Annotated in this window: 18 protein-coding genes; 11 read left to right on the top strand and 7 right to left on the bottom strand. The window is 62.9% G+C overall.

The features are described 5' to 3' along the window. The first annotated feature begins 15 nt into the window (after nt 1-15). From purS to LC343_RS18555, 3 genes are read left to right on the top strand one after another with little or no spacing between them, the layout of a single operon-like run. Nucleotides 16-258: a phosphoribosylformylglycinamidine synthase subunit PurS gene (purS, locus tag LC343_RS18565; protein ID WP_223478668.1), complete on the top strand. Its 243-nt coding sequence runs from the start codon at nt 16-18 to the stop codon at nt 256-258. A 2-nt stretch (nt 259-260) separates the two neighbouring features. Continuing rightward, complete coding sequence (purQ, locus tag LC343_RS18560) at nt 261-941, top strand: phosphoribosylformylglycinamidine synthase subunit PurQ (RefSeq protein ID WP_223478667.1); 681 nt, start codon at nt 261-263, stop codon at nt 939-941. Next, complete coding sequence (locus LC343_RS18555; RefSeq protein WP_223478666.1) at nt 941-1,342, top strand: hypothetical protein; 402 nt, start codon at nt 941-943, stop codon at nt 1,340-1,342. Before purQ ends, LC343_RS18555 begins: the two co-directional genes overlap by 1 nt. A 21-nt stretch (nt 1,343-1,363) precedes the next feature. Here the strand turns inward: LC343_RS18555 and LC343_RS18550 are convergent, their stop codons facing one another. Further along, a complete protein-coding gene (locus LC343_RS18550; RefSeq protein WP_223478665.1) occupies nt 1,364-1,618 on the bottom strand; it encodes a DUF1127 domain-containing protein in 255 nt (84 codons plus the stop codon). Between the two features lie 83 nt (nt 1,619-1,701). Here LC343_RS18550 and LC343_RS18545 point away from each other — a divergent pair, with 83 nt between their 5' ends. The 7 genes from LC343_RS18545 (at nt 1,702) to LC343_RS18515 (ending at nt 9,180) form a co-directional block, all read left to right on the top strand. Continuing rightward, a complete protein-coding gene (locus LC343_RS18545) occupies nt 1,702-3,135 on the top strand; it encodes an aminotransferase-like domain-containing protein (RefSeq protein ID WP_223478664.1) in 1,434 nt (477 codons plus the stop codon). Nucleotides 3,136-3,254: 119 nt separating this feature from the next. Then, a complete protein-coding gene (gene purL, locus LC343_RS18540) occupies nt 3,255-5,492 on the top strand; it encodes a phosphoribosylformylglycinamidine synthase subunit PurL (protein ID WP_223478663.1) in 2,238 nt (745 codons plus the stop codon). Nucleotides 5,493-5,504: 12 nt separating this feature from the next. Beyond that, nucleotides 5,505-5,738 (top strand): BolA/IbaG family iron-sulfur metabolism protein, encoded by a 234-nt coding sequence (locus LC343_RS18535; RefSeq protein WP_223478662.1) that lies wholly within the window; start codon nt 5,505-5,507, stop codon nt 5,736-5,738. A 147-nt stretch (nt 5,739-5,885) separates the two neighbouring features. Further along, nucleotides 5,886-6,221, top strand: coding sequence for a Grx4 family monothiol glutaredoxin (gene grxD, locus LC343_RS18530; protein ID WP_223478661.1), 336 nt, complete (start codon nt 5,886-5,888; stop codon nt 6,219-6,221). 23 nt (nt 6,222-6,244) lie between these two features. Next, nucleotides 6,245-7,321 (top strand): DUF2332 domain-containing protein, encoded by a 1,077-nt coding sequence (locus tag LC343_RS18525; protein WP_223478660.1) that lies wholly within the window; start codon nt 6,245-6,247, stop codon nt 7,319-7,321. A gap of 112 nt (nt 7,322-7,433) precedes the next feature. Further along, on the top strand, nt 7,434-7,916 hold the full coding sequence (locus tag LC343_RS18520; RefSeq protein WP_338018599.1) for a YtoQ family protein: 483 nt from the start codon (nt 7,434-7,436) through the stop codon (nt 7,914-7,916). Between the two features lie 55 nt (nt 7,917-7,971). Continuing rightward, nucleotides 7,972-9,180 (top strand): multidrug effflux MFS transporter, encoded by a 1,209-nt coding sequence (locus LC343_RS18515; RefSeq protein WP_428982617.1) that lies wholly within the window; start codon nt 7,972-7,974, stop codon nt 9,178-9,180. Here LC343_RS18515 and ttcA read toward each other — a convergent pair. From ttcA to rpsD, 3 genes are all read right to left on the bottom strand, one after another. Next, nucleotides 9,174-10,037: a tRNA 2-thiocytidine(32) synthetase TtcA gene (ttcA, locus tag LC343_RS18510; protein WP_428982615.1), complete on the bottom strand. Its 864-nt coding sequence runs from the start codon at nt 10,035-10,037 to the stop codon at nt 9,174-9,176. The genes LC343_RS18515 and ttcA overlap by 7 nt on opposite strands. Nucleotides 10,038-10,127: 90 nt before the next feature. After that, nucleotides 10,128-11,624, bottom strand: coding sequence for a glycosyltransferase family 39 protein (locus LC343_RS18505; RefSeq protein WP_223478656.1), 1,497 nt, complete (start codon nt 11,622-11,624; stop codon nt 10,128-10,130). Between the two features lie 150 nt (nt 11,625-11,774). Beyond that, complete coding sequence (gene rpsD / locus LC343_RS18500) at nt 11,775-12,392, bottom strand: 30S ribosomal protein S4 (RefSeq protein ID WP_223478655.1); 618 nt, start codon at nt 12,390-12,392, stop codon at nt 11,775-11,777. A gap of 293 nt (nt 12,393-12,685) precedes the next feature. On the opposite strand from rpsD, the gene LC343_RS18495 reads away from it, so the two are divergent. After that, a complete protein-coding gene (locus tag LC343_RS18495; RefSeq protein WP_223478654.1) occupies nt 12,686-13,435 on the top strand; it encodes a DUF4336 domain-containing protein in 750 nt (249 codons plus the stop codon). A 13-nt stretch (nt 13,436-13,448) separates the two neighbouring features. On the opposite strand, the gene LC343_RS18490 is transcribed toward LC343_RS18495, so the two are convergent. The 3 genes from LC343_RS18490 to LC343_RS18480 all read right to left on the bottom strand — a co-directional run bounded on the left by LC343_RS18490 (nt 13,449) and on the right by LC343_RS18480 (nt 16,838). Continuing rightward, nucleotides 13,449-15,011, bottom strand: a complete 1,563-nt coding sequence (locus tag LC343_RS18490; RefSeq protein WP_223478653.1) for an ankyrin repeat domain-containing protein — start codon at nt 15,009-15,011, stop codon at nt 13,449-13,451. 170 nt (nt 15,012-15,181) lie between these two features. Continuing rightward, a complete protein-coding gene (gene murI, locus LC343_RS18485) occupies nt 15,182-15,982 on the bottom strand; it encodes a glutamate racemase (RefSeq protein ID WP_223478652.1) in 801 nt (266 codons plus the stop codon). Then, nucleotides 15,975-16,838: an RNA methyltransferase gene (locus LC343_RS18480; protein WP_223478651.1), complete on the bottom strand. Its 864-nt coding sequence runs from the start codon at nt 16,836-16,838 to the stop codon at nt 15,975-15,977. Before LC343_RS18480 ends, murI begins: the two co-directional genes overlap by 8 nt. Nucleotides 16,839-17,007 lie beyond the last annotated feature (169 nt).

The raw sequence follows: 17,007 nt of genomic DNA, 5'->3' as shown, positions 1-17,007 counted from the left end.
GACCCGGAAGAAAAAATGATCAAGGCACGCGTCACGGTTACATTGAAGAGCGGCGTCCTCGACCCGCAGGGAAAGGCCATCGAAGGCGCCCTGCACGCACTGGACTTCTCAGAGGTCGCCAAGGTCCGTCAGGGCAAGGTGTTCGACGTCGAACTCGATACCTCCGACCGCGCAAAGGCGGAAGCCGACCTGAAGGCGATGTGCGAGAAGCTCCTCGCCAACACCGTGATCGAGGACTACGCGGTGGAGATCGTCTGACGATGAAAACCGCCGTCCTCCTCCTGCCCGGTCTCAACCGCGACCGCGACATGATCGCGGCGATCACGAAGATTTCCGGCACGCCGCCGGTTACGGTCTGGCAGACGGATACGGACATTCCCGATGTCGATCTGATCGTTGTTCCCGGCGGCTTTTCCTATGGCGATTACCTGCGCTGCGGCGCGATCGCGGCGCGCATGCCGGTCATGGGCGCTCTCAGGCGCAAGGCCGAGGCCGGTGTGAAGGTTCTCGGCGTTTGCAACGGTTTCCAGATCCTGCTGGAGGCGGGCCTTCTGCCGGGCGCGCTGATGCGCAACGCCTCGCTGAAATTCGTCTGCCGTGAAGTGAAGCTCGAGGTGACGAACGCCGAGACCGCCTTCACTTCCGCCTATGCGCAGGGCCAGGTCATCCGCTGCCCCGTCGCCCATCATGACGGCAATTATTTCGCCGACGCGGAAACGCTGGAGCGGCTGAACGGCAACGGCCAGGTCGTCTTCCGCTATGCCGAAGGCACCAATCCGAACGGCTCCATCGAGGATATCGCGGGCATCGTCAACGAGGCCGGCAATGTGCTCGGCATGATGCCGCATCCCGAAAACCTGATCGAGGCCGCCCATGGCGGCTCCGACGGGCGCGGTCTGTTCGAAAGTGCGCTGGGGATTACCGGGAAGGCAGCCGCCTGATGCCCGGACGCGGCCGGGCCCATCTCGCGCTGGCCGCCAGCCTCCTCGTCGTCGGCTGCACCGGCGAACGCGCTGGCGGCGTTCTGAATATCGAGATCACTGCCGACAAGTCTGTCGAGGCCCTTTCCGTGATCAACGAGAATGCGCAGAAATGCTGGTTCCGGTCAGGCGACCGGGCATTCCGCGGTCTCGCGGTCATTCCGGAACTCGACACGAGGATCGGCAACCCGCGACTGCTTGTGGTGGAGAGAGGCAAGTCGACTGGGCTGCCGAAACTCGTGATCGAGGCAAGTGGCGATCCGGTGAAGATCACCACCTTTGGCCCGCTGGCGTCCGAGCCGGTTTCGGCGCGGATCAATGACGATGTCATCGCCTGGTCGGGCGGACGAAGCGCCTGCTGACGGCAGGCGCCCGTATTTCTGTTATTTACGGTACCACCAGGACGGCCGGTCCGCTTCCCACTGCGCCTGGCTGCGCGTGATGCCGATGTCGCGCAACTGATCATCGGTGAGATCGCGCAGGTGTCGGCGGGTGCGCTGTTTCGTATAACGCGCGCGCATGATCGCTACGAGAACCTTGAACCATTCCTGCAGAGGCACCGCGCCAATGCCGGCATATGTCCTGTAGCCGATGCGTACAGGGCCATTGTGCGGCACGATTGTATCAATTGATACCATTGTACTGACCCTTTCAGTGGGAGGTTGAAACTGTCGTTGGGGTACATTGACTCGAATTGTCTCTCAACCTATAAATTGTCACCATGACAACTTGGCTTCCAGATCTCAAAAGCGGTGACGGTCCGCTCTATGTGCGGCTCGCGGGGCGTATTGAAGACGCGATCGAGACCGGCGATCTTCCCTCCGGCGCGAAGCTGCCGCCGCAACGCAACCTCGCCTTCGACCTCGGCGTCACGGTCGGCACGGTCAGCCGCGCCTATTCCATGGTACGCGAGCGCGGCCTTGTCTCCGGCGAGGTCGGGCGCGGCACCTATGTGCTCGAACGACCCGACGATGAAATCCGCCCCGCCACGACAGTGCGGCACGTGCCCGCCGCGCCGACTGGCGACAGGCTCCAGCTTCCCGACGCCGCGATCGCGATGACATCGACCGCGGCCGCGGATGTCGGCCAAGGCGGCCTTATCGGCGAGATCATCGGCAAGACGAGTGTCGAGAGCGGCTATGCCGGCATTGATTACATCCGGTCGGTACCGCGCTCCTGGCAGGAAGCCGGCAGCCTCTGGCTCGGCCATGGCGGATGGTCGCCAGACCCCTTGCTCGTCATCCCGACACTCGGCGTGCATGCCGGCATCATGGCCGCGATCGCCGCCATCTCGACCATCGGCGACCGGATCGCCTTCGAGGAATTGTGCTACCCCGCAACGCCTCGCGCCGTCTCCATGTCCGGACGACGCGTCGCCCGGCTCAAATCGACGCCCGACGGCATCGACCCGGAAGATTTCGAACATGTCTGCGCGCAACAGCACCCCAAGGCGATTGTGCTGGTGGCAACGCTGAACAATCCGACGCTCGGAACCGTTTCCGAGGAAAATCGCGTGCGCATCGTCGAAATCGCGCGCAGGTACAATGTCTGGATCATCGAGGACAACATCTATGGCGGCATGAAGGACGACGCGCCGACGCCGCTCGCCTCGATGGCGCCGGAACGGACGTTCCACCTCAACGGTCTTTCCAAATCCGTGTCGGCGGGGCTGCGCTCCGGCTGGATCTCATGCCCGCCCGGCACGCTGACCCGGGTCGTCAATGCGCATCGCCTGCTGACGGGCGGCGCGCCCTTCCTGCTCAAGGAGACCGCGGCGCGTCTGGTGCTGTCCGGCGAGGCGGCGAGGATCCGCTCGCGCGTGCGCCAGATCATCGCGCGGCGAACCCGCATGGCGGACGACCTGCTCTCCAACGCCAATCCCGATGTCGAAGTCCGCAGCGATCCGGACTGCCCGTTCATCTGGCTCACCCTGCCCGATCCATGGCTGCCAGGAACCTTCGGCAAGGCGGCACGGGAAGCGGGTGTCGTGGTCGATGGCGCGGATGAATACAAGATCGGCGCGATCAACTACCCCTGCCCGAATATCCGCATCTCGCTGACCGGCCCGCTCAGCGACGCGAAGATGGAACGCGGGATAACCGCCCTCGCCGACCTGCTGTCCTCGCCGTCGCTGAACTTCGACTCGCTCGAATAGCGGCCCGCGTCCCGCAATCCACATCTGTCCGCATCCAAAGCGGCGCGACCGCTTGTCCTGCGTGCGGGCGGAGTGATAGCACGTGCCTCAAGCCCGAACCTCGCGAGACGATCGCCCACATGACCATTCGCAACTCTGTTCCCATCACGCCCGAACTCGTTGAAGCCCACGGCATCACGCCCGACGAATACGACCGTATCGTCGAACTCACGGGACGCGAACCGACCTTCACCGAACTCGGCATCTGGTCGGCCATGTGGAACGAGCACTGTTCCTACAAATCCTCCAAGAAATGGCTGAAGACTCTGCCGACCACGGGGCCGCAGGTCATCCAGGGACCGGGCGAGAATGCCGGCGTCGTCGATATCGGAGACGGAGATTGCGTGGTCTTCAAGATGGAGAGCCACAACCACCCCTCCTATATCGAACCCTACCAGGGCGCGGCCACGGGCGTCGGCGGTATCCTGCGCGACGTGTTCACCATGGGCGCAAGGCCCGTCGCGGCGATGAACGCGCTGCGCTTCGGCGAACCGGATCACCCGAAGACGCGCCATCTCGTTTCCGGCGTCGTTTCCGGCGTCGGTGGGTACGGCAATTCCTTCGGCGTCCCGACAGTCGGCGGCGAAGTGGAATTCGATGCCCGCTACAACGGCAACATTCTCGTCAACGCCTTTGCCGCCGGCATCGCCAAGACAGACGCGATCTTCCTGTCCGAAGCCAAGGGCGTTGGCCTGCCGGTGGTCTATCTCGGCGCAAAGACCGGCCGCGACGGCGTCGGCGGCGCGACGATGGCCTCGGCCGAGTTTGGCGACGATATCGACCAGAAGCGCCCGACCGTGCAGGTCGGCGACCCGTTCACCGAGAAGTGCCTGCTCGAAGCCTGCCTCGAACTGATGGCCTCCGGCGCCGTCATCGCGATCCAGGACATGGGCGCGGCGGGGCTGACCTGCTCGGCCGTCGAAATGGGCGCGAAGGGCAATCTCGGCATCCAGCTCGACCTCGACAAGGTGCCTGTGCGCGAGGAGCGCATGTCGGCCTATGAGATGATGCTATCCGAGAGCCAGGAGCGCATGCTGATGGTGCTGCGCCCCGAAAAGGAAGACGACGCCAAGGCGATCTTCCACAAATGGGGCCTCGACTTCGCGATTGTCGGCGAAACGACCGACGATCTGCGCTTCCGGATTTTCCATGAAGGCGAGGAAGTCGCCAACCTGCCGATCAAGGAACTCGGCGACGAGGCTCCGGAATACGACCGCCCGTGGATGAGCCCGGGCCTCTACCAGGAAATCGAGGCGTCGCAATTCGCCGAGCCCGAAGATTACGGCGCGGCGCTCAAGCAGATACTCGGTTCTTCCAACATGTCGTCGCGCCGCTGGGTCTGGGAGCAATACGACACGCTGATCCAGGGAAATTCGCTGCAATTGCCGGGCGGCGACGCCGGCGTCGTCCGCGTCGATGGGCACGAGACCAAGGCGCTCGCATTCTCTTCCGATGTCACGCCGCGCTATTGCGAAGCGGATGCCTATGAAGGCGGCAAGCAGGCCGTCGCCGAATGCTGGCGCAACATCACCGCCACCGGCGCGGAGCCGCTTGCCGCGACCGACAACCTCAATTTCGGCAACCCGGAACGCCCGGAGATCATGGGCCAGCTGGTGCGCGCGATCGAGGGGATCGGCGAAGCCTGCACGGCGCTCGGTTTCCCGATCGTCTCGGGTAATGTATCGCTCTACAACGAGACCAATGGCGAGGCGATCCTGCCGACGCCAACCATCGCCGGTGTCGGCCTGCTGCCCGATTATTCGGTCATGGCGCGTATCTCGACGATGCAATCCGGCGACACAGTGTTTCTTCTCGGCGGCGACGGCACGCATCTCGGCCAGTCGGTCTTCAACCGTCTCGTCAACGACCGCAATGACGGTCCGCCACCGCCGGTCGATCTCTATTGCGAGAAACGCAACGGCGATTTCGTGCGCTCTGCCATCCGCAACGGCCAGGTCACCGCCTGCCACGACATTTCGGACGGCGGCATGCTCGTCGCGCTCGCGGAAATGTGCATGGCCTCCGGCAAGGGCGTGACGGTCGATGCCGGCGACGCCGGGCCGGCTCACGCGCTTTTGTTCGGCGAGGACCAGGGCCGCTATCTCGTGACCGTGAGCGCCGAACTCGCCCGTTTCTTCGCGCTCAACGCGGAAGGCGCCGGTGTTCCGTTCCGCGAACTGGGTACGGTCGGCGGCGACATCCTCGCATTGACGGCGCCGGTGCCGGTCTCCATATCTGTCAATGAATTGTCCGCCATCCATGAATCGTGGTTCCCCGACTTCATGGATGCATCGCACCGCGCCGAAGCCGCGGAATAGGAGACCGCACTGATGCCCATGAACGCCTCGGACATCGAGAAAATGATCAAGGCCGGAATTCCGGACGCCACCGTGACGATCCGCGATCTCGCGGGCGATGGCGATCACTATGCGGCCGAAGTCGTGTCCGAGAGTTTTCGCGGCAAGTCGCGCGTGCAGCAGCACCAGATGGTCTATCAGGCGCTCGAGGGAAACATGGGCGGTGTTCTCCACGCGCTTGCGCTGCAGACGAGTGCGCCTGAATAGGCTCGGCTGAAGCCGCCGGTTGCCGCAGCGCCGCCCGCCCGCATCGGTAAAGATGCATCCGGGTTGTGAAATAAAGCGCAGCCGCAATATATAGAACAAACCGAAAATCGACCGGATCTCGCATCCGGTGAGACAAAGGATGAGATTATGAGCGGAATCAACGACTTCATCGACCAGGAAGTCAAATCCAACGACGTCGTCCTTTTCATGAAGGGCACGCCGGGCTTCCCGCAATGCGGTTTTTCCGGACAGGTTGTCCAGATCCTCGATTACCTCGGCGTCGACTACAAGGGCATCAACGTGCTCGCGGACGACGATATTCGCCAGGGAATCAAGGATTATTCCAACTGGCCGACCATTCCGCAGCTCTACGTGAAGGGCGAATTCGTCGGCGGTTGCGACATCATCCGCGAAATGTTCCAGGCCGGTGAATTGCAGGGTCACTTCCAAGAAAAAGGCGTCGCCTCAAAGGGTGCGGCCTGACCGGAACCGGTGGGCATGGCGACATGCCTCCCATGCCGCTCCCGGAAGGGGTCGCCGGTTCATTTGCGAAACAGGAAAAATCATGTGAGCGGCTCGGATCGCCCTTCACGGCAGCGCTTTGCGGGCTGATCACGGCCAAGGGCCTACCTCACGGCCCGGTTCATGACCGGCTCGCCGGCTGGAGCGGCAATCTCGCCCCTGTCGGCGACGCGTTGCCGCTGCGCCTGACCGGGGCACTGCATTCTCTGGTGCTGGAAGGCCGTGACCCGGAATTGGCCGCCGTCTACCCGCCCACCGAGGCGGCGAAAGATGTGCTTGCCGAAGCAGTGTTCGGCGCCGTGACGCGACACGGCGAATTTATCGCACAGTTTCTCGACAGCCCGCCGCAAACCAACGAGACAGCTCGTTCGGCAGTCCTGCTGCCCGCCTTTCTTTGGCTCGCGAAGCGTTGCGGGCTGCCGCTCGCGGTCTCGGAGATAGGGTCGAGCGCCGGCCTGAACCAGAACTGGCACCGCTACCGCTACGACTACGGAAGCTGGACATGGGGCGATGAGAATTCGCCGGTCGTGCTGCCTTGCGAATGGCGCGGCGGAACGCCTCCTGCCCCGGTTCCGGTCACTGTCGCAGAAAGTGCCGGCTGCGATATCGCGCCGATCCCGATCGACCGCGAAGAGGATCGTCTTCGGTTGCGCTCCTATGTCTGGGCAGACCAGACCACCCGTCTCGACCGGCTGAACGGCGCGCTTCGAATCGCCAAGGATTTCCCGCCGCAGGTCGAAACGGCGGACGCCGGGCGCTTCCTCGCAGGACGGCTGAATATGCCACGGACGGGACATCTCCACGTGATCTTCCACACCATCATGTGGCAGTACATGCCGGCGGCCGAACAGGGTGCGGTGGCGGCGCTCATCAAAGATGCCGGCACACGCGCAACAGCCTACGCGCCGCTCGCATGGCTTCGCTTCGAGCCCGACGGGAAACCGGACGGCGCCGCACTTTCCGTGACGCTGTGGAACGGCGATAGCGCAGACGGCGAGACATTGCCCCTAGGCCGGGGCGACTATCACGGGCGCTGGATCGACTGGGCGCCTGCCGGCTGACGCTCTGTCCGCTGTCGCTTATTCGGAAACGATCCATCTCGGGAAATAATCGCGCCCGGCGATGGACAGGCGGATGCCATTGGCCTTATTCCACGGGCGAAGGAGCACGACGATGACCTGGACCGTCTACCTATCCGGTGAAATCCACACAGACTGGCGCGCGCAGATCGAAAAGGGCGTGAAGGATGCGGGCCTGCCCGTAACCCTGACCGGCCCGGTCACGCACCACGAGGCATCCGACGACTGCGGCGTCGCCATTCTTGGCGCAGAGCCGAACAAGTTCTGGCACGATCACAAGGGCGCCCAGGTCAACGCGATACGCACGCGCACGCTGATCGGGAAAGCCGATGTCGTCGTCGTGCGGTTCGGCGAGAAATACAAGCAGTGGAACGCGGCATTCGACGCTGGCTATGCGAGTGCATTGGGCAAGCCGCTTATCGTCATGCATCAGGACGAACACGCCCATGCGCTCAAGGAAGTCGACGCCGCCGCGCTCGCTGTGACGAAGACCCCCGAACAGGTCGTCGAGATTCTCCGCTACGTCTTGAACGGCGAACTCGCCGGCTACACCGAACAGGCCGCTGCGGCGGAATAGGCACGACCCCATGCAGGAAAAATCCACCGGGCCCGTTACGGAGCAACTCGCGGACATGCGCGTGCCGCGAGTCGAATTCATCGCCATCGTCGCGGGACTGATGGCGCTCAACGCGCTGGCGATCGACATTCTTCTCCCGGCATTTCCGAATATTGCATCGGCCTATTCGATCGACGGCAACAGCGTTCAGTATCTGCTGCTGTCTTACGTGCTGGGTTTCGGCTCGGCGCAGTTGTTCTTCGGCCCGATCTCAGACCGCTTCGGCCGGCGTATACCGCTGTTCATCGGGCTTGCGATCTATATCGCCTGCGCGATTGCCGGGTCATTCGCGCCGACATTCGAACTCGTCCTCGTCTTTCGCTTCGTCCAGGGGCTCGGAGCAGCGGCAACGCGGGTGATCGCGCTGGCCATGGTGCGCGACACGCATTCCGGCCGGACCATGGCTTCCACCATGTCGCTTGTGATGATGGTATTCATGGTCGTCCCGATCATCGCACCGTTTGTCGGTCAGGGAATCATCATGATCGGCCCTTGGCAACACATCTTCTGGTTCATGGCGCTGCTCGCCGTGGCCATGACGGTGTGGACCGCGATGCGCATGCCGGAAACGCTCAATCCGGAAAACCGCAGGGAGCTCGCGGTCGGCCCGGTTCTCAGGGGCTTCCAACTCGTCGTCTCCAACCGGATTTCGCTGTTCTACACGGTGGGAACGGCATTCTTCTTCGGGTCGCTGTTCGCATTCCTGAATCTGGCGCAGCCGATTCTCGGGGAAGTCTACGGCCTGCACGCCTATTTCCCGCTGGCGATGGCGGTCGGCGCGGCGTTCATGTCGGCCGCATCCTTCCTCAATGCGCGGATCGTTCAACGGATCGGCATGCGCCGCCTGTCGCATGGCGCGCTCATCGCCCACCTCGTCCTGTCCACCATCGCATCGCTCTGGTTTTTCACCCACGACGTGCCGCTCTGGCTTTTCATGACCGTCCTGATCGTGATCATGCCGCTGTTCGGCCTCATCGGCGCGAATTTCAATTCCATCGCCATGGAACCGCTTGGGAAAGTCGCGGGAACGGCCTCATCGGTGCTCGGGTTCACGCAGACTGTCGGCGGAGGCCTCGCCGGCGCGGCCATCGGTCAGGCATTCGACGGGACGGCCCTGCCCCTGATCGCGGGCAGCGCCTTGATGTCGTTCATCACGCTCTTGCTGGTGCTCGTCGCGGAAAAGGGAAAGCTTTTCAGCAATCCGGGTGACGCGCCCTCTCACTGATCGTTCGACTGGCCACCGCCGTTGTTCGTCGACAGGGATGCGAAATCGAACAGCGAACGGTCCAGCAGATGGCTCGGACGGACAGTCGTCATGGCCCGGATCATCGTATCCTTGCGGCCGGGCATGCGCTTCTCGATATCCGCGAGCATCGCCTTCATCGCGTTGCGCTGGAGGCCGTCCTGCGATCCGCACAGATCGCAGGGTATGATCGGGAACCGCATGCCGGCAGCGAATTTCTCGAGGTCGGCCTCGGCGCAGTAGGACAGCGGCCGCATCACCATCACGTCGCCTTCATCATTGAGCAGCTTCGGCGGCATGGCGGCGAGCCGACCGCCATGGAACAGGTTCATGAAGAAGGTTTCGAGGATATCTTCCCGGTGATGCCCCAGGATAAGCGCCGAGCACCCCTCCTCGCGCGCAACCCGGTAGAGATGGCCGCGGCGCAGACGGGAGCATAGCGAGCAATAGGTCCGGTTTTCCGGGATCTTGTCCGTGACGACCGAATAGGTGTCCTGATACTCGATGCGATGTTCGATCCCGTATTTCGCCAGCCAGTCTGGCAGGATGTGTTTTGGGAAACTCGGCTGGCCCTGATCGAGATTGCAGGCCAGCAGGTCGACCGGCAGAAGTCCGCGCCATTTCAGGTCGAGCAGCAGCGCGAGAAGCCCGAAGGAGTCCTTTCCGCCAGAGAGACCGACGAGCCAGCGGTCGCCCGGCTTCACCATCGCGAAATCGTCGATCGCCTGGCGCATGTTGCGCAGCAGGCGTTTTCTGAGTTTTCGGAACTCGACAGACCCCGGCGTATCCGCAAAGAGCGGATGCACCGGCGCGGACGGATCGTCGGAGGTCGGTTGCATCGGCGCTGCGACCGGTGTCTGCAGGTTCATTTCATGTGCTCCCGGGATGCCTTCGAAGTGTCTGGATTCGTGCGCATGGCGCTATCGCCGTCAACCCTCGGGCGGCCGAATAAAGACGGTGATGGCGTAATCGCTTTTCCGAGACGCCCCCTTGGGAGGCGGAACGGTCAGAACCCGCTTGATCTCACCCCTGTCCTCGAAATCCGGCCTGTCCGCACAGCTCTCACTCAGGCACAGGATCATGTATCCGTGCTCGGCGATATCGTCGCGCGTGATCCAGTCGCCCCGCACGAGTGCGTTTTCGTTGAACGCCATGGGCTTGAAACGCGAATAGAACGTTGCGCCGAAGGCGAGAATCCGGTCGCCATTCGTATACATCAGCGGCGCGCCGGTGATGTCGAACCAGACGTCGTCCGCTTCGTGAATGATATCCGCCACCGGCAAGTCCGAATTCGCGCGTCCCTGCGAGAGCACTATACTGCGAATGAAAGGCGACAGCGCCAGCAGGCACGCAATGAACCCTATGATGAACACCGGCGCCGTCCTCGGATGCCGATCGACAAGCGGCGCGGGCAACTGCAAAACGATGAGGATCGGCGCGAAAATGAAGAACGGGACCGACCAGTTGCTGGTGAGCGGCGCCCAGACGACGAGCCCGAGCAGCATGGTAAGGGGAATTGGCAGCAGCCCGACCGAAAGCAAGGCGCGCCCGCGTGCGGTTTCGGTCAGCGCCATGAACTGGTGCATGGCGAACAACGGTTGCCCGTCGCGCCAACGCCGGTGAAGCGCGGCCACGCCGAAACCCGGAAGGGCGTACAGCACCTGCGCGAAAAAGAACTCGACTTGGCTCCCAAGGATATTCGACGCGGTACGCGCGCCCTGCTTGGCGACCGCGAATTCGAATGAGGTGAAATCGTTTCTATACAGCCAGACAAGATGCGGCATGAGCACGACGCCGAAGACAGCAGCCGCAGCGACTGGCAAGGCACTCCGCCACAGGCGACGCGCGGAGGGATCGGCAAGCGAATGCACAAGGATCGCGAGCAGCAAGACCGCCGAAAGATACTTCGAAAGCATGGCGAGGGCTGTCCAGAGCCCCAACTGCAATGCGTCGGGGATCCGTCCTTTTTCGAGGATCCGCAGATAGGCAAGAAATGACAGCGCCCAGAACGGCAACATCGCCGAATTGGCGTTGTAAGTCAGGGACATGAAGCCAAGGAGAGGAAGCGCGAGCGCCACTGCCAGGGCGACGACAATCTGTCGCGAATTCAGGAACCGCTTGGCGATGTGCAGCATCACGAGAAAGCTGACGGCGATATTTGCCGCGGCGAGGAAGCGATACGCAAGATCGGTGCGCGGGAATATCTTGAACCATGCGGCCGTGATCCAGCCGAAGAGCGGCGGATGGTTTACGTTTCCGAGTTGCCAGCGAATGCCCCATGCGTGGTTCTCGACCATGTCCGCGAACTGGTCGAGATTGTATTGGGACCACTGGCCGTAAGCAGTCCAGAACAGGAAAATCGCAAACAGGAGCGCGTAAGCCAGCAGCGGGACGCGCGCATGGGACGGCTTCAATTCCGATGTCATATCCCCACTCCTCCGGTTCCACGTATCAGACACGCGTTGTCGATCATATGAAATGCGCAGTCGCGCAAATGGCGAAGCTGCCCCACCCAAAGCAAAAACGGGACAGCGAATGCCGTCCCGTTCGAATGATGTCCGCGATGGCCGTCGGGCTTATCGCGAGTAGAACTCGACCACGAGGTTCGGTTCCATCTGCACCGGATACGGTACGTCGCCGAGCGCGGGAACGCGCGCGAAGGTCGCGACCATCTTGTTGTGGTCGGCGTCGATATAGTCCGGCACGTCGCGTTCGGCGAGCTGGGTCGCTTCGAGAACGAGTGCCATCTGCTTCGACTTCTCGCGGATTTCGATCACGTCACCCACGCGGCAGCGGAAAGACGGGATATTCGTGCGCGTGCCGTTGACCAAGACATGGCCGTGATTGACGAACTGGCGCGCGGCGAAGATCGTCGGAACGAATTTCGCACGGTAGACGATGGCGTCGAGGCGGCTTTCCAGGAGGCCGATCAGAAGCTCCGGCGTATCGCCCTTGCGACGCGATGCTTCCTCATAGACCTTGCGGAACTGCTTTTCGGAGATGTCGCCGTAGTAGCCCTTGAGCTTCTGCTTGGCGCGCAGCTGAACGCCGAAATCGGACAGCTTGCCCTTGCGGCGCTGGCCGTGCTGGCCGGGGCCGTATTCACGGCGGTTGACCGGGGACTTCGGACGGCCCCAGATGTTTTCGCCCATGCGGCGGTCGATTTTGTACTTGGACGATTCGCGCTTGCTCATCGCATTTCCTTTCAAACGGTTGTGTCCGGAACCAACGTCCCGGACCGAAGGAAACGCACCCTCCTCTGCCGGCCTTTTTCGCCGACTGACAGGACAGCCCACGCACGCATTGCGATACTGTCCACGGGATACGTCAAATAAAATGCAGGGCCGAAAGCCCTGCACTGCCGGGTCTTTATAAAGCAATCGGCGGATAGTCAAGCTTTGCGGTTTTTTCGGATCCAGGCGCTGTCGACAGACCTTGCCCGCGCATGCAAATTTCCGGCGACGAATCCCGCTAAGAGGAACATCGCATGGTCGGCAGCTACGATCCCTACGAGCCCCTGAACACACCGATCGCGATCGGCCCCGACATATGGATCGTGAACGGGCCGGTTTTGCAATGGGGATACGGCATTCCGGTCAAATGGCCCTTCCCCACCCGCATGACGATCGTCCGCCTGCCCGATGGCGGATTGTGGCTGCATTCGCCAACGCACCCCGACGAAAGCCTGCTGGCTGCGGTCGAGGCCCTGGGGCCGGTCAGGCATCTCGTCTCGCCCAACGCGATACATCACGTATCGATCGGCGCCTGGGCGGAGCGGTTTCCGGACGCGAAGGTCTGGGCCTCTCCAAACGTGCGCAAACGCTCTGAGGTGGCCTTCACCGACGATCTCTCCGATTTGCCCCCGGACGACTGGGCCCCGGTAATCGATCAGCGCATCGCGCGCGGCAGCAAAGTTCTCGAAGAAGTCGTCTTCTTCCACAAGGCGTCCCGGGTGCTGATCCTGACCGACCTGATCGAAAACTTCGAGGACAAGCGCCTGCACGGATGGCTCGCACGGTTCATGTACAAGTTGATCGGCGTGATGGCGCCGAACGGGCGCGCGCCGCGCGACATGCGCGCCACCTTCGCCGGGCATCATGACAGGCTGCGCCCCGTTATCGAGTGGATGATCGACTGTCATCCGGACAAGGTCGTCATCGCGCACGGCAAGTGGTTCGAGCAGGACGGCGAGGCGGAGATCCGCCGCGCCTTTTCGTGGGTGCGCGGCATCAGCTGATGCCGCGCGACCGTCACGTTTCGGCCAGTGCCGCCTCGATAAATGCCGTAACCGCTTCGCTTCCCATCAGCAGGTCACCGCGATCCGGATTGATCGAGCATCCCGCTTCGATCAGCAATTCGACCGTGCGCTCGTAATCACCGGCCGCCGCTTCCGGACAATTCGTCGAACCGTGGATCGCCGTGCCAAGTGCGTTCGCTCCATGGACGTTGCGATGTTCCAGATCCTGCGGAAATTGCAGCAGGAAAGCGACATGATCCGCCAACCCGAACCAAGCGGCCCCGTGAAGCGCCGTGATGTTCTCTTGCCGGTCGCGATAGTCGGGATCGAAGCCGGCAGCCACAAGCGCCTTCAGACGTTCGAGACCTCCGGCCATGCGCGCGACTTCTATATGAAGCGCCTGTTCCTCCGGATGCAGCGATGCGATCAGTTCGCGCGAGCGGTGCCTGAAAGCATCTACAGCCGCCATATCCCCATCCACTGCCGCCGCCAGGAATCGCTCATTCTCGGCAAGCGGCGACGCCGCTCCCCTCTCCTCAAGCGCCCGTGCGGCGTCCCGGTTGCCGTAGATCCGGGCGAGCGCGTAGGCGGTATGACCAAGATATAGCGCGGAAGGGTCGGCGCCGGCATCCAGCAGGAGATCGACGAAACGGCCATCCCTGCCCCGCCTGATGGCGTGATGGAGCGAATTGCCCCGTTCGCTTCGATGCGCGACCATCCACTGGGTCGGGCATTCGTTCGGGTCCGCGCCATAGTCGAGCATCATCCGCGCGCCTTCCAGATTGTCGAAATCGAGCATGCGGAAGAAGGCATTGGTGCCGTCGAGCGTCGCACCATGCTCCATCAGCAGGCGAATGCCGTCGAGATGGCCGAGTTCGCACGCATGATAGAAGGACTCGTTGTCGTTCGGGGTCGCCCCCCGCTCCAGCAGATGTCGCGCCAGCTTCACATGTCCGGAATGGCCGAGCGCTCCATAGAGCGCGGAGAGCTTGAATCCCTCGGGTTCGCGCGGATCGGCCGGCATCGTGTCGTCGATGTCCGCGCCGCTTTCGATCAGAAGATCGGCGACGGCGATCGCGTCATCAGCGCTTTCCGGCCACATCCGCCAGTAACGCGAAAATGTCAGGAACAGGATAGGCGAACGGCTTCCGAACCGTCGCGTCGCCGCATCGGGGTCTCTTTCGAGTATGGCCGCCACGGCCTGCCGGTCATAGAGCGCCGCCTTCAGGCCGAGATGCCCGCCGGCAAGCGACGGATCGCTTTCGAGCAACCGTTCGGCCTGCGGTTTCCAGCCCTCGAAAAGCGCCTGCGCCAGCCGCCGCTGGCGGCCTTCCCGGTCGAGCGCCCGGGTCTCGATGTCGAATTTCAACGCCGGCCAGCTTCCATATCCCGCCTCGCGGGCGATTGCGTGGAGGCAGTCGGCATGGCGGATTGCCGACGCGGGCTTACCGGTCATGGCTATGCGCGCCAGCGCCTCGCCCTCGCCGTTGCGTACTGCGCGCTTCAGGGACTTGGCCGCCTTGCGGTAGCTCGCCAGGCGTGCCGGTTCATTGGATATTTCGGATGATCGTGTCATCGGTCTTTCCCTCGCATCTCCCGTGGTCCACTGATCGGGAAAAGGAAAGCCGAATGGCTGTCAGTCATGTCAGGCGGGCGGCAATGAAGCCTCTCCGTGGACCGGGCGGCGCCCCGCGGCACCATCAGCGAGACTAAGCGAAGGCACGCAAAAATCAAGCTGCGGCGGCCCTAGGCTATCGTGAGGCCGAAGCCCTGCATCAGACGGCCAAGTTCCGGCGTGGGTTTGCCGGAGGTAAACACCGCCAGATCGGGCCCTTCCGGCCGTCCGGGCTGCGTGTCCATCGTATCGGCAAGCGACTGGGCGCGCCGCGCGATCGCCTCGGATGTATCGATCCAGTCGACCGGCCAGGGCGCCATCTTTCTGAACCGGTTCACCAGGAACGGATAATGGGTGCATGCGAGCACCACGATGTCGGTGCGCCGGCCATCCTCTTCGCGAAAACAGGGCGCGATTTCGCGCCTTACCGCCTCTTCGTCCACCATCTCGCCACGCACATAGGTTTCCGCCATCGCGGCGAGATTGTCGCTTCCAACCAATCGGACATGGCATTTCTGCGCATATTGGCGAATCAGTTCACGCGTATATTGCCGCTTGACTGTACCCGGCGTCGCCAGAACCGAAACCATGCCGGAGCGCGTACGCTCCGCGGCGGGCTTGATCGCCGGCACGGTGCCGACAAAGGTTTCGCCGGGAAAGACCGCGCGCAGATGGTCGATGGCGAGCGTGGAAGCTGTGTTGCAGGCGATCACCGAGAGCGCGGGAGAGTAGTCGTCGAGCAGCCGCGCGAACAGCGCCGTCATATGCTCGCGCAAAGCGTCCTCCTCCCACGCGCCATAGGGAAAGGCCGCGTCGTCGGCGACATAGACATACCGCCAATCCGGCATCAGCACGCGCGCCTCGCGAAGAACCGACAATCCGCCGATGCCGCTGTCGAAGAACAGCGCCGTGCGCTGCCGCTGGTCAGTCATCGGAGCGCTCCGGCGCGGGCTTGCGCTTCGAGCGCTTTCCGCCGGTCGAGGCGCGACGCGGATCGTCGCCGGGAGAGCCCGAGCCGCGCGGCGCGGAGGGCGAGAACCTGTCGAGGCTGGAGATGATACCCCTCAGCAGCCGGATTTCCTCGGATGAAAAGCCGGCCCGCGTCAGCACCGCGCGGTAGTTCTCCACCTGCACGGGTTTGCGCTCCGGCGGCCTGAAATAGCCGCGGCTCTCCAGCGCCTGCTCCATCTGGTCGAACAGGCCGAAGAGTTCCTGCTTGGGCGCGATGGCGAATTCCGGTCCGGCGAAAGGAAGGTCTTCGGCGTCCTTCATGCCGGACTTCATCCATTCATAGCTCATCAGCAGCACGGCCTGCGCCAGGTTGAGCGAGGCGAAGGCCGGATTGACGGGAAACGTCACGATATCGTCGGCAAGCCCGACTTCCTCGTTGTCGAGGCCAAAGCGTTCGCGTCCGAACAGGATTGCCGTCCGGCTGCCGACGCCGAAATGCGCGCGCAGGTTTTCCGCCGCCTGCATCGGACCGAGCACGGTCTTGAAACCTTCGCGCTGGCGCGCGGTCGTCGCAACGACATAGGAACAGTCGGTCAGCGCTTCGGCCACGCTGTCGAACAGGCGCGCGCCTTCAAGCACGTGGATCGCACCGCTCGCCGCTGCTTCGGCCTTCGGATTGGGCCAGCCGTCGCGCGGGCTGACGAGGCGCAATTCCGCAAGGCCGAAATTGGCCATCGCGCGCGCGACCATGCCGATATTCTCGCCGAGCTGCGGCTCGACCAGCACGATCGCCGGTCCCTCCGCGATCATGCCGCGTTTTCTGTCCGTTCCCGCCATGATGTCCGTTCGCTGATCCGGAAAACACGCACCTGCCACAACCGGGCCGACATGGAAATATCCCCGGTGCAGAAACAGCGCGTCGGTTGCTTGTCCAGTGCGTCGTTTTCGACGATGGCACCGTTTGCACGCGACAAACGGCTTTGCTATAGCCACGCCACTCTCCACA

This window comes from Oricola indica, assembly GCF_019966595.1.
Lineage (GTDB): Bacteria > Pseudomonadota > Alphaproteobacteria > Rhizobiales > Rhizobiaceae > Oricola > Oricola indica.
Note: the sequence above shows the minus strand (reverse complement) of the source record. Positions and strands in the feature narration are given on the sequence as shown.

Coding starts and splice junctions, on each gene's coding strand:
- rpsD (WP_223478655.1), bottom strand. CDS start 12,392: ATGAGCAAGCGCGAATCGTCCAAGTACAAAATCGACCGCCGCATGGGC.
- ttcA (WP_428982615.1), bottom strand. CDS start 10,037: ATGCAACCGACCTCCGACGATCCGTCCGCGCCGGTGCATCCGCTCTTT.
- LC343_RS18535 (WP_223478662.1), top strand. CDS start 5,505: ATGCCCATGAACGCCTCGGACATCGAGAAAATGATCAAGGCCGGAATT.
- LC343_RS18525 (WP_223478660.1), top strand. CDS start 6,245: ATGCCTCCCATGCCGCTCCCGGAAGGGGTCGCCGGTTCATTTGCGAAA.
- grxD (WP_223478661.1), top strand. CDS start 5,886: ATGAGCGGAATCAACGACTTCATCGACCAGGAAGTCAAATCCAACGAC.
- LC343_RS18480 (WP_223478651.1), bottom strand. CDS start 16,838: ATGGCGGGAACGGACAGAAAACGCGGCATGATCGCGGAGGGACCGGCG.
- LC343_RS18515 (WP_428982617.1), top strand. CDS start 7,972: ATGCGCGTGCCGCGAGTCGAATTCATCGCCATCGTCGCGGGACTGATG.
- purQ (WP_223478667.1), top strand. CDS start 261: ATGAAAACCGCCGTCCTCCTCCTGCCCGGTCTCAACCGCGACCGCGAC.
- LC343_RS18550 (WP_223478665.1), bottom strand. CDS start 1,618: ATGGTATCAATTGATACAATCGTGCCGCACAATGGCCCTGTACGCATC.
- LC343_RS18490 (WP_223478653.1), bottom strand. CDS start 15,011: ATGACACGATCATCCGAAATATCCAATGAACCGGCACGCCTGGCGAGC.
- LC343_RS18545 (WP_223478664.1), top strand. CDS start 1,702: ATGACAACTTGGCTTCCAGATCTCAAAAGCGGTGACGGTCCGCTCTAT.
- LC343_RS18555 (WP_223478666.1), top strand. CDS start 941: ATGCCCGGACGCGGCCGGGCCCATCTCGCGCTGGCCGCCAGCCTCCTC.
- purL (WP_223478663.1), top strand. CDS start 3,255: ATGACCATTCGCAACTCTGTTCCCATCACGCCCGAACTCGTTGAAGCC.
- purS (WP_223478668.1), top strand. CDS start 16: ATGATCAAGGCACGCGTCACGGTTACATTGAAGAGCGGCGTCCTCGAC.
- LC343_RS18505 (WP_223478656.1), bottom strand. CDS start 11,624: ATGACATCGGAATTGAAGCCGTCCCATGCGCGCGTCCCGCTGCTGGCT.
- LC343_RS18520 (WP_338018599.1), top strand. CDS start 7,434: ATGACCTGGACCGTCTACCTATCCGGTGAAATCCACACAGACTGGCGC.
- murI (WP_223478652.1), bottom strand. CDS start 15,982: ATGACTGACCAGCGGCAGCGCACGGCGCTGTTCTTCGACAGCGGCATC.
- LC343_RS18495 (WP_223478654.1), top strand. CDS start 12,686: ATGGTCGGCAGCTACGATCCCTACGAGCCCCTGAACACACCGATCGCG.